General features: G+C 38.1%; 10 protein-coding genes and 1 other RNA gene. 9 read left to right on the top strand and 2 right to left on the bottom strand.

All coding sequences use genetic code 11. The annotated features are described in order from the left end of the window. Nucleotide 1: 1 nt before the first annotated feature. From GXK58_RS07290 to GXK58_RS07260, 7 genes are all read left to right on the top strand, one after another. Nucleotides 2-1,258, top strand: coding sequence for a ribonuclease H-like domain-containing protein (locus GXK58_RS07290; protein ID WP_160721271.1), 1,257 nt, complete (start codon nt 2-4; stop codon nt 1,256-1,258). 391 nt (nt 1,259-1,649) lie between these two features. Continuing rightward, nucleotides 1,650-2,093, top strand: coding sequence for a CotD family spore coat protein (locus GXK58_RS07285; RefSeq protein WP_160721269.1), 444 nt, complete (start codon nt 1,650-1,652; stop codon nt 2,091-2,093). A gap of 126 nt (nt 2,094-2,219) precedes the next feature. Continuing rightward, nucleotides 2,220-2,777 (top strand): DUF1273 domain-containing protein, encoded by a 558-nt coding sequence (locus GXK58_RS07280; protein WP_237389615.1) that lies wholly within the window; start codon nt 2,220-2,222, stop codon nt 2,775-2,777. A gap of 123 nt (nt 2,778-2,900) precedes the next feature. Further along, nucleotides 2,901-3,203, top strand: coding sequence for a cell division regulator GpsB (gene gpsB / locus GXK58_RS07275; protein ID WP_160721265.1), 303 nt, complete (start codon nt 2,901-2,903; stop codon nt 3,201-3,203). 79 nt (nt 3,204-3,282) lie between these two features. Beyond that, nucleotides 3,283-3,688: RNase P RNA component class B (gene rnpB / locus GXK58_RS07270), an RNA gene on the top strand. A gap of 170 nt (nt 3,689-3,858) precedes the next feature. Then, nucleotides 3,859-4,995, top strand: coding sequence for a THUMP domain-containing class I SAM-dependent RNA methyltransferase (locus GXK58_RS07265; protein WP_160721263.1), 1,137 nt, complete (start codon nt 3,859-3,861; stop codon nt 4,993-4,995). A gap of 32 nt (nt 4,996-5,027) precedes the next feature. Next, nucleotides 5,028-6,953, top strand: a complete 1,926-nt coding sequence (locus GXK58_RS07260; RefSeq protein ID WP_160721261.1) for an ATP-dependent DNA helicase — start codon at nt 5,028-5,030, stop codon at nt 6,951-6,953. Nucleotides 6,954-7,033: 80 nt separating this feature from the next. On the opposite strand, the gene GXK58_RS07255 is transcribed toward GXK58_RS07260, so the two are convergent. Continuing rightward, nucleotides 7,034-7,723, bottom strand: coding sequence for a Crp/Fnr family transcriptional regulator (locus GXK58_RS07255; protein WP_160721259.1), 690 nt, complete (start codon nt 7,721-7,723; stop codon nt 7,034-7,036). Nucleotides 7,724-7,936: 213 nt separating this feature from the next. On the opposite strand from GXK58_RS07255, the gene GXK58_RS07250 reads away from it, so the two are divergent. Then, nucleotides 7,937-10,300, top strand: a complete 2,364-nt coding sequence (locus GXK58_RS07250; RefSeq protein ID WP_160721257.1) for a nitric-oxide reductase large subunit — start codon at nt 7,937-7,939, stop codon at nt 10,298-10,300. 24 nt (nt 10,301-10,324) lie between these two features. Here GXK58_RS07250 and GXK58_RS26985 read toward each other — a convergent pair whose 3' ends face one another. Continuing rightward, the gene (locus GXK58_RS26985; RefSeq protein ID WP_202171315.1) at nt 10,325-10,474 is read right to left on the bottom strand and encodes a hypothetical protein; all 150 of its coding nucleotides are present in this window, start codon (nt 10,472-10,474) and stop codon (nt 10,325-10,327) included. Between the two features lie 108 nt (nt 10,475-10,582). On the opposite strand from GXK58_RS26985, the gene GXK58_RS07245 reads away from it, so the two are divergent. Continuing rightward, a complete protein-coding gene (locus GXK58_RS07245) occupies nt 10,583-12,079 on the top strand; it encodes a carboxypeptidase M32 (protein ID WP_160721255.1) in 1,497 nt (498 codons plus the stop codon). The last annotated feature ends 44 nt before the right edge of the window (nt 12,080-12,123 follow it).

Raw genomic sequence — 12,123 nt, 5'->3', positions numbered from 1 at the left:
CATGTCATTAAAAAATAAACTGAACCGTTTAAAGCCGCATCTTTCTGTTAGTCATTCTACCGAAAATAGTCCGAAGAAAATAGAATTACCAGAAATGGAGATTCCTTTTCGAGATAAATGGGAGCAAGAAAGTGTTAAACCGTATTTTTTAGACGATAACTACTGTTTAATCAGGGAAGTGAAGTTTCCTTTGTCCTATCAGCACGGACACTATCGTTTCGAAGAGCTGAAGACGGCTGTGGATAGTTGGAATCAAAATTCTATTAGTCATCCATTATCAGCTAGAGGCCACAGAGTAGAGGAATTATTCTTTTTTGACACAGAAACTACGGGCCTCGGCGGGGGAGTAGGAAATACCATTTTTATCCTAGGATATGCAAGTATACTAGGGGATGAGCTGATTTTAAGACAGCATATATTGCCGAACCCTGGTGCCGAGATTCCTTTATACCATAGCTTTTTGGAAAAAGTGAACTATCGGACTCTTGTCACCTATAATGGCAAGTCATTTGATTGGCCGCAAGTAAAAACACGGCATACTCTTGTCAGAGAACATGTCCCTAAACTTCCGGCGTTCGGACATTTTGACCTTTTTCATGCAGCCAGAAGGCTTTGGAAGCATAAATTAGACAGAATGAAGTTATCCATTGTTGAAAAAGAGGTATTAGGTGTTGAAAGGTTTGATGATATACCTGGATATCTGGCACCAATTATTTATTTTGACTTTATAGAAAGTAAACAGCCTGATGGAATGCTTGGGATTCTTAAACATAATGAAATCGATATATTATCACTAGTTACATTGTATACTCATCTGACATTTCAGATCACGGGAACAGATTACAAACAAACCCGCCAAGAATCATATGAAGTAGGACGTTGGTTTGCCAGTTTAGGTGATGCGGAACAAGCAAAAAAGGTATTAACTACACTAACTAAAGAAAAGGATATAACCTCAACTAAAGCAAAACTTATTTTAGCCTATCAGCAAAAAAAAGAACGTAATTGGGGCAATGCGAAAGAGTTGTTTTTGGAGGTAGTTGAATCCGAGGATTTACAAATGAGGGTAGAAGCCTGTGTAGAACTGGCAAAAATATTTGAACATAGGCTCATAGACCTTTCAAAGGCAATCTGGTATTGCCAAGAAGCTGTTAACTATGTTTCTAGTGATTCAATAAACTCGAACAAACCCATATTTGAACAGCTGCAGACTCGACTTAGGCGCTTGGAACAAAAATATGCAAAATACCATGGATAAACGTATCGTTCGCACGTTATGGCTAAACATTTCATTATTTTGACTTTTTTAAATTTTATGTCACAAAACATTAACATTTTTATTAAAAAAATCGGTAATTCCATATTGTTTATCGTAGTTGAAAAAGGTAAAATTGAAAATTGAGTTGAGAAAAAAACGACTATAAAACATATGGAGCTGGTAGTATGTACAAAGCAATTCTTTTCTTATTTTTTATTGTCGTCTGTTTGACTGCCGTTGTGTTTACAAGTTTAAAAGACAGCTTTTATACAATGTTATAAAGAGGTAACTAATAATTCATAACGAAAAATAGGTATTTTCATTAGTACAAGAGTAGCTCCTTTTACATAGGCTGTTAATGTAAACAGAATATTTGGAGGGAGATTTTCATATGTTTCTAGGAACTAATTTTTTACCGCCAGTCATTCATCCGACACAACAAATTGTGAACCATACGTTTTCAACAACGGTGGTGCCGCATATTCATCCGGTTCATACCACTACAGTGAACCACCACATGTTTCAACATAAACATTTCTGTCCGCAAACTGCTTCATGTGAAGAGGAAGTTTGCAATCAGCACATCAACTGCTGTAACCCTTGTGCGCCAGCTATGCCAGCCGTAAGCCCTGTTTCAAATGCAGTGCCAAATGCACCAGGCTTTGCTGGACCAGGCGGACCGGGATTTGGACCAGGCGGACCAGGATTTGGACCAGGCGGACCAGGATTTGGACCAGGCGGACCGGCATTTGGACCAGGTGGACCAGGATTTGGACCAGGCGCACCAGGATTTGGACCAGGTGGACCAGGACCATTTATGGGACGCAGACGATAATATTCTAGGATGTGTTTGCAAGGGCTATCTAGCCCTTGTTTTTTATATCTTACTAATATATGTTATGTTCTTTATAATAAAATGTTTGTCCTAATTTTAAAAAATTTAAAGAGGAGAACCGTTTTGATAAAAGTTTTAGCCATTTCAGGTTATAAACCTTTTGAATTAGGGATATTTAAAAAGGATCATCCATCGGTATTATTTATTAAAGCAGCCATTAGAAAAGCTCTACTCCCAATGGTTGAGGAAGGGTTAGAATGGATACTGATCAGCGGCCAGCTGGGTGTTGAGCTTTGGGCGGCTGAAGTAGTCTTTGACTTGCGACAGGATTATCCTGGGTTAAAGCTTGCAGTGATTACTCCCTTTTTAGAGCAGGAAGCGAATTGGAATGACAGCAATAAAGAATGGTATACAACAATTTTAATGCAGTCGGATTTTGTGGACTCGATCACGAAAAAAGGGTATGAAAAACCTTGGCAGTTTCGTCTGAAAAATCAATTCTTTTTAGAAAAAAGTGATGGCCTCCTGCTTCTATATGATCAAGAAAAGGAAGGTAGTCCTAAATTTTTTTACGAATATGCATTACAATATAAAAAAGAGCATGACTATCAAATGCATGTAATTACTTTTTATGACCTTCAAATGGTTGTAGAGGAAGAACAGCTCAAGCATCTCGACTTTTAAAGGAATGGGTGTATTTGTATCATGTAATAATTACTCATTTCCTATAAAGGAAAAGAAATTGACAAAAGGATTTATTTTTGGAAAAATAATAGGTAATGATTGGCTAAACTTGAGGTGATTTGGATGTTGGCTGATAAGGTCAAACTAACGGCTAAGGATATTTTAGAAAAAGAGTTCAAAACTGGTGTTCGTGGCTATAGACAAGAAGATGTGGATAAATTTTTAGATTTAATTATTAAGGATTATGAAACGTTCCATCAAGAAATTGAGGATCTGCAGCAAGAGAACCTTCGTCTTCGTAAACAGCTTGAAGAGACGTCAAAAAGGCAACCGGTGGCACAGCCAGCCGGAACGACCAACTTTGATATTCTTAAGCGATTGTCAAATTTAGAAAAACATGTATTTGGTAATAAATTATACGATTAACATTTTATTCTACAGTTTCCTAATAAAAACCATTGTATAATGGGTGGGAAATACATATAATAAAAAAGGATCGTTAATAACGTTCGGGTAATCGCTGCGAGGAGCTGTTAAAAGCAAATCGTTGAGGAAAGTCCATGCTCGCACGAGCTGCGATGCTCGTAGTGTTCGTGCCTAGTGAATTCATAAGCTAGGGCAGCTGAGTCTAGCATTCAGTTGACGGCCGGGAAAATACCTAAGTCCATTCGGATATGGTATGAATACCTATAAAAGTGCCACAGTGACGTAGCCTCTCTGGAAACAGGGAGGGTGGAACGGGTAAACCCCACGAGCGAGAAACCCAAATTATGGTAGGGGCGTTTTCTCTGAGGAACTGAACAAGGAGAAAGACAGATTCCTTTTGAAATCTGTAGATAGATGATTACCACCTGTGTACGAGACTTTATCGGTCGTTTGTAGTACTATGGTACAGAACATGGCTTACAGAACGTTATTAATGTGATAAAATGCTGGATATTAAGGGCTCTCCTAATATGGGGAGCTTTTTTATTGTAAATAACTGCATTCGTTTAGGTGATTTTGTCAATAATGTAAGCGAAAAGTCGAACGATGAACAAAATTATACATACATTTGAGAACTATTTGAAGGGTGAAACAGATGGGAAAATATCAATTAATTGCAACGGCAGCAATGGGTTTAGAAGCTTTAGTTGCTAAAGAGGTACGATCACTTGGCTATGATTGTGAAGTGGAAAACGGCAGAGTTACTTACACGGGTGATGAGACGGCCATTGCACGCAGTAATCTATGGCTTCGAACGGCAGACCGCATTAAAATTAAAGTGGGTGAATTTAAGGCCTATACCTTTGATGAATTATTTGAAAGGACAAAGGCGCTTCCCTGGGAACAATTTTTGCCTGAAGACGCAGAATTTCCGGTTATAGGGAAGTCAGTTAAATCAAAGCTATTCAGTGTATCCGATTGCCAGGCTATTGTAAAAAAAGCAGTGGTAGAGCGTTTGAAAAAACATTATAAGAGAAATTCCTGGTTCGAGGAAAATGGTGCACTTTATAGAATTGAAGTTGCTCTGTTAAAAGACGTTGCGACCATTACAATCGATGCCAGCGGAAGTGGACTTCATAAACGCGGTTATCGGATTGATCAAGGCGAGGCACCGCTAAAGGAAACATTGGCGGCTGCACTCGTAATGTTAACCAATTGGAAGCCTGAAAAGCCCTTTATTGATCCATTTTGCGGATCTGGTACGATTCCGATTGAAGCAGCAATGATTGGGCAAAATATTGCACCTGGGTTTAATCGAGAATTTGTTTCTGAAAATTGGAATTGGATTCCCGGGAAGGTGTGGGATGATGCCCGCATGGAGGCAGAGGACCTGGCAAAGTATGACCAGCCTATAGATATTACCGGTTCTGACATTGATCATCGTATGGTTAGAGTGGCAGAAGGAAATGCTGTGGAAGCTGGGTTTGGAGATTTAATTCATTTTAAGCAAATGCAGGTTCGTGATATATCCACAAATAAGGAGTACGGTGTAATTGTTGGTAACCCTCCGTATGGTGAGCGTCTGGGGGATAAAAAAGCTGTAGAGCAAATGTATAAAGAAATGGGACAGGCCTTTAGCAAGCTCGATACTTGGTCCATCTATATCATGACTTCAAATGAAGAGTTTGAGCAATTCTACGGAAAACCGGCAACTAAGAAACGGAAACTGTTTAATGGATTTATTCGGACGGACCTTTATCAATATTGGGGAAAAAGACCCCCGCGGCAATAAAGATGGAAGTTTGAGTATGGGGGAGGATTTATATGCAGAATAGGATGCCGTTTGAAGTTTCTAAAACCGAGTCTTTTTATGATAAGTTAGGGGAATGGATTGGCGATTTATTTTATGATGTATTACCTGAAGCAGGATTTGAATTAAGGGACGAACAGATTTATATGGCTTTTCAATTGGAGAAGGCCTTTAAAGAGAAAAAAGTAATGTTTGCTGAGGCAGGAGTAGGTACCGGAAAAACGATTGTGTATTTACTTTATGCCATCATGTATGCCCGTTATACGAACAGACCTTCCGTGATTGCATGTGCTGATGAGACGTTAATTGAACAGCTGGTAAAAAAAGAAGGGGATATTGCCAAGCTTGAGAAGATTTTAAACTTACAGATTGATGTTCGTCTAGCAAAATCGAGAGATCAATATCTTTGTTTAAAAAAGCTTGACCAGGTAAAGAATATGGATTTCTCTGATGAGATTACTGAAATTTATCAAAACCTTCCAGACTTTGTCCATTCAGTCGGATCGATGCAGTCTTTTGAAAGATATGGCGATAGAAGAGATTATCCGAGTCTGTCAGATGATGTTTGGGGAAATGTAAACTGGGATACACTTCAGGACTGCTTTTCCTGTGATAAACGCCACCGCTGTGGTTTAACGCTGCACCGTGAACATTACCGGCATTCAACAGATTTAATTATCTGTTCACATGATTTTTATATGGAGCATATCTGGACTAAAGAATCGCGGAAACGGGAAGGGCAGCTGCCTTTATTACCTGAGCACTCTTCGGTCGTATTTGATGAGGGGCATTTGCTCGAATACGCTGCTCAGAAGGCATTAAGCTATCGTTTTACTGATTTTACATTAGATACATTACTAACAAGATTAATGGAAAATGAAGTGCGTGAAAAGACATTGTACACGATTGAAGAGGCCTTATTAGCAAATGAGGCATTCTTTGATGCCGTTTCTCAATTTGCTTCTCAAGCGAAAGGTTCCGAGAAGCAAATCGTCACGAAGCATCCATTAGTGATGAAAACGTGCAAACAACTGCAAACAACGCTTCAATCAATCGAAGAGGAACTTGTCTTTGAAAGTGAATTATACGTGATTAATGAATATGATTTGAAAATAGTTGAAGAATATTTAGAACAAATCACCTATTCACTATCATTATTTTTGAAAGAAATAAACGGAATTACATGGTATGAAGAAAAGGGTGGAGAACGTACCCTGGTGATTATGCCTAAGATGGTAGAGGAAGTGATGCGTGAGGAAGTTTTTTCTCAAAAGAAGCCATTCATTTTTTCTTCCGCCACTCTTTCAAATCAAAAGTCATTTGATTATATGGCGAATAGTCTTGGGGTTAAGGATTATTTATCCTTTTCTGTTGCTTCACCATTTGATTATGATGAGAGTATGAAAGTTTATTTACCGTGTTTTCCAAAACAAAGTATGGAAGAGAAGTTTCAATACCTGCTTAAACATATTTACCAATCCGAGGGCCGTGCGCTGATCCTTCTAAATAATAGTGAAGAATTACTATTTTTAAAAGAACAGCTGTCTGGAGCCACTCCATATCCTGTTTATTTTGAGGGTGATGAGGAAATTAGCACACTCGTTTCAAAGTTTCAAAATGATGAGCATGCCGTGCTATGTTCTATCCATCTGTGGGAAGGCCTGGATGTTCCAGGTAAATCATTAGAAAATGTCATTATCTTTTCACTGCCTTTCCCTCCTAATGATCCGGTTTTTACCGCAAAAAGAAATGGTCTGGACAATCCTTTCTTAGAAGTGGATATGCCCTATATGCTGCTCCGGCTCCGCCAAGGAATTGGGCGGCTGATTAGGACTGAAAAGGATCATGGTACTGTTCATATTCTCTTGAATGAGGATGTTGATGTAAACGTGTTAGAGGAAATAAAATCGATTCTTCCTACCACTCCAATTGAAAAGTAAGAAAAAGTAAGCGGAAATTAATTTTTCCGCTTTTCTTTTTTTATATAAGAGGCTTTATTAAAGGACTACACTGAACTTTACTAATATAACTCTTGTTCCAGTGCGTCACGGTTAATTAAAAAATGGCCCTTTTCATCTAAAGAAACGATATTCTTTTTTTTAACCTGAGTGATGGTTCTGCTGACAGATTCTCTCGAGGTTCCGATCATATTGGCTAATTCACGATTAGTAAATGGTGTTGTCAGTTTGTATTGTCCTCCCATTTTTTCTCCATTAGATTTACATAACCTGATTAGAAGTAAAATAATTTGTTCGTAAGTATTATGAAGTACTTGTGCTTCCAGCCGTCCTTGTAAGTCGACAATCTTTTCACCTAATACCTTAAAGAGCTTTATACATAGTTCTGGATAGGCAATCAGGATTTTTTCGAATTTTTCAATAGGAATGATGATAAGATGGGCATCTTCTATTACCTCCGCATAGGCTGGATAGGTTCCTTTTCTAAAAAATCCTGCATGGGGGAACATTTCACCTGGTTCTAGCACGGAGATTAATTGTTCTTTACCCATTTGATCCGTTTTAAAGATTTTAATTTTACCAGAATGAATAAAGTACACACGATCAAGAGGATCATCCTGCATAAAAACATACATCTTTTGTTTATAAAAGCGAGTTTGCGCGATTTTTAAAATAGGATTGATTTCATTTACAGATAATTCCTTAAAAATAGGTACTTGTGATAACCTTCTATTAATAACCTCTAGTTCCATTAAAATCACCTTCATATTGTAATAGAGTTAGCTATATTGTATCAACTTCTCCGTATTGATTATGTGACCTCCATCATACTAAGAATCCATTGTTGAATTTCATTCTCAATTAAGTGGGAAAAATCACTTAGTTTTGATGAGGAACGTCACTTTATAAGTTCCCTTACAACGTTAAAATACAAATTGTGACGAAATAGGAAAGGATGAATTTGGATGGAAATTCAAAAGGGGACAACATTGAATAAGGTGGTAAATACAAATCGGAACGGGTTATTAAAATCAGTTTTAATGATAACCATTCTATTAAGCTTTACTGTATTACTTGCAGGAGGGTATTGGATTTTCAAGGAACAGGCACCAAGACCTTTGAAGGTCACCAACGAAAATGGTGAGGTTCTTTTCACAAAGGATTCAATTATGGGAGGTCAAGCTGTCTTTCAAAAATATGGACTTATGGATTACGGAACAGTTCTAGGGCATGGGTCGTATATGGGGCCAGACTATACGGCTGAAGCTTTAAAAATATATACAGAAGGAATGCAAGATTTTAAAGCCAATGAGAAATACGGTAAAAATTTTGCAGCTTTATCCTCAGAGGAAAGATCAGTTATTAAAAATAATGTTATTAAAGAGATGCGTAAAAATCGTTATAACAGCAAAAAGGACACAATGAGATTAACCAATGCTCAAGTATTTGGACTTGAGAAAGTTAGAGAATATTACAAAGATGTGTTTACAAAAGGAGACGGCTGGGGGTTAAAAGCTAATCTGATTAAAGAGACAGATATGCCGTCTAATGATCGTGCATATGTTGCTGCTGGAGACCAAATTGAACAAATATCTGATTTCTTCTTTTGGACTGCTTGGCTATCCAGTACGGTTCGTAAAGGTGATACCATCACTTATACAAATAACTGGCCTTACTATGAGGATGCAGGAAACCATCTATCATTTTCAGCAGTTTGGTGGAGTGGTGCAAGTATTACACTATTTGTCTTAATGGTAGGAGTGATTTTATTTGTATTCTACCGTTACAAGTTTGGCATGCAGGAAGCATATAAAGAGGGACAATTTCCTAAAATTGATTTACAGAGGATTCCTGTCACAAGTTCACAAGTAAAGAGCGGAAAATATTTTGTAATTGTTTCAGCGTTATTTTTTGTCCAGTGTATGTTTGGAGCGTTACTTGCCCACTACTACATTGAGCCGGATAGTTTCTTTGGAATAAAGTGGATTCATGACATACTTCCATTCAATATCACAAAAGGCTACCACTTACAGCTCGCTATTTTTTGGATTGCAACTGCTTGGCTCGGAATGGGAATTTATGTTGCACCGCTTGTAGGCGGTTATGAGCCAAAGAAGCAAGGACTATTGGTCGACATCTTATTCTGGGCTCTGGTCGTACTTGTAGCTGGGAGTATGGCAGGAGAATGGCTTGGAGCGAATGGCTATTTAGGGAACAACTGGTTCCTTCTTGGACATAATGGCTGGGAGTACATTGAATTAGGCCGTATTTGGCAGCTCATTCTTATTGTCGGCATGCTCATCTGGCTGTTTATCGTTTATCGTGGAATTCGAGCAGGCTTAAAACGAGAGTCAGATAAGGGTGGACTAATCCATCTCTTATTCTACTCGGCCATTGCAGTACCAGCATTCTATATTTTTGCCTTATTTATTAACCCTGGAACAAGTTTTACCTTTGCTGATTATTGGCGTTGGTGGATTATTCACTTATGGGTAGAAGGAATCTTTGAAGTATTTGCAGTCGTCGTAATCGGATTCCTAATGGTTCAATTAGGTCTTGTTACGAAAAAATCGACCGTCAGACAGCTTTATTTTCAATTGATCCTTTTATTAGGCAGTGGGGTGATTGGAATTGGCCACCACTACTATTACAATGGATCAGCAGAAGTTTGGCTGGGTCTAGGTGCAGTATTTTCAGCTTTAGAAGTAATACCGTTAACCCTGTTAATTCTTGAAGCTTACGAACAATACAAAATGATGCGTGAGGGTGGTATTGATTTCCCTTATAAAGGGACCTTCTGGTTCTTAATCTCTGTCGCAATTTGGAATTTAGTAGGCGCAGGTGTGTTAGGATTTCTAATCAACCTGCCTGCAGTGAGTTATTTTGAACATGGCCAATTCTTGACACCAGCACATGGCCATGGATCCATGATGGGGGTTTACGGGATGTTTGCAGTTGCCGTCCTCCTTTACTCATTGCGTAATATCGTTAAACCAGAATTCTGGAACGACAAGTGGATTAAATTCAGCTGTATCATGCTAAATGTCGGACTCGCAGGTATGGTATTCCTATCCTTACTTCCTGTCGGATTTATTCAAATAAAAGAAGCTTTCCATCATGGATATGCAGCATCACGCTCAGCAGCCTTCCTGCAAAAGGACCTTGTCCAAACACTGTTAACCTGGCGGGCGGTGCCTGACACCATTTTCCTTATTGGGGTTGTGGTATTGTTGGTATTCTGCTTAAAAGCATTATTTCACTTGCGTAAACCAACACATCAAGAGGGAGAAAAGCTACCTGTAAGAGACTTATCACTAGATGAGGAGTAAGTAGAAGATGATAGAACCGCAAAACTAGTTTTGCGGTTCATTTTTTTTTTCATCATATTCTTCATAGCAATGAAAACAATAGATCTCTTTTTGTACGTATACACCATTTAAAAAGCCATCTAAACAGTAGACTTCCTTCCTGCAGCAAGTACAATGACCAACCAGTTCTCTCATGGTACATCTCCCTTTTTTCACATTCTGTTGTTTTTTTTGCTTTACTTAATAATAACTTATTATAAGTAATATGTTAAAATTTAACTTAACTGGTAGGGAGGTATACATATGAAACAATTAGAAAATGAATTCTTGGATTTTGTGAAAAAAATCTCTGCTTATAACGAAGCACTTAGCCTTATTTATTGGGATATGAGGACCGGTGCCCCCAAAAAGGGCATCGAACAGCGTTCAGAAGTAATTGGAATGCTATCTTCCGAAGTATTTAAGATGACCACTTCTGAAGAGATGGCTGCGTACATAGCAAATTTATCCAAACAATCCTTGTCGGAAACAACAGCCAAAATCCTTCAAGAATGTAAACGGGAATATGAACGAAATAAAAAAGTACCAGCAGAAGAATATAAAGAATATGTCATTCTTCAATCAAAGGCTGAGAGTGTATGGGAAGAAGCGAAGGAAACTTCAAATTTTGCCCTATTTAGCCCTTATCTAGAAAAACTTGTAGAGATGACAAAAATATTCATTGGTTACTGGGGATATCAAGAAAATAAATATGATACTTTATTAGATATGTACGAACCCGGGATGACAGTTAGTATATTAGATCAAGTGTTCGGACAGCTTAGAGACAAAATTGTCCCTTTAGTAAAAGCTGTTTCGGATTCCTCATACAAGCCTAAAACAGATTTCCTTTTTGAGGAGTTTCCTAAAGAGAAACAACGAGAACTAAGCATAAAAATTCTTGAGAAAATGGGTTACAACTTTGATGCAGGGAGACTTGACCAAACCGTCCACCCTTTTGCAATTGGGATAAACCCAGGAGATGTTCGTATTACCACAAATTATAATGAACAAGACTTCAGAACAGCTATCTTTGGGACTATTCATGAAGGCGGCCACGCTTTGTACGAACAGAATATCTCTAAAGATTTAATCGGTACACCACTTTGCACGGGAACTTCAATGGGGATTCATGAGTCTCAATCTCTCTTCTATGAAAATATCCTTGGCCGCAGCTATTCGTTCTGGAAGAACAACTTCGAACTTTTGAAACGATATGCAAATGGACAGTTTGATCAGATAGGACTAGAGGATTTTTACCGGGCGATTAATGAGTCGAAACCGTCATTAATTAGAATTGAGGCAGATGAATTAACTTATTCCTTGCATATTATTATCCGTTATGAAATCGAAAAAGGGTTATTCAATGATGAAATTAACGTAAAAGAACTTCCTAAGATCTGGAATGAGAAATATGCGGAATACTTGGGCATCCAGCCAATAAATGATGCAGAAGGGGTTCTCCAGGATGTGCACTGGGCGGGAGGCAGCTTTGGTTACTTCCCATCGTATGCTCTAGGTTACATGTATGCAGCACAGTTTAAACATTCTATATTAAAGGACATTCCTGAATTTAACCGCCTAGTTGAGGAAGGAGACCTGTTACCAATAAAAGAATGGCTTTCTGCAAAAATACATCAATATGGAAAATTAAAGAGGCCGCTCGAAATATTGGAGAGTGTAACTGGGGAAGGGCTAAATCCGAATTATTTAATTGATTATCTATATAATAAATACCAAGATGTTTACAAGCTTAATTAATGGTATTAAACATAAAAAGGGCTTCAATCGTACAGATTGAAGCC

This window comes from Bacillus sp. USDA818B3_A (genome assembly GCF_009928415.1).
Classification (GTDB): Bacteria; Bacillota; Bacilli; order Bacillales; family Cytobacillaceae; genus Neobacillus.
The sequence above is the reverse complement of the archived record's forward strand: the minus strand, read 5'-3'. Positions and strand labels throughout refer to the sequence as shown.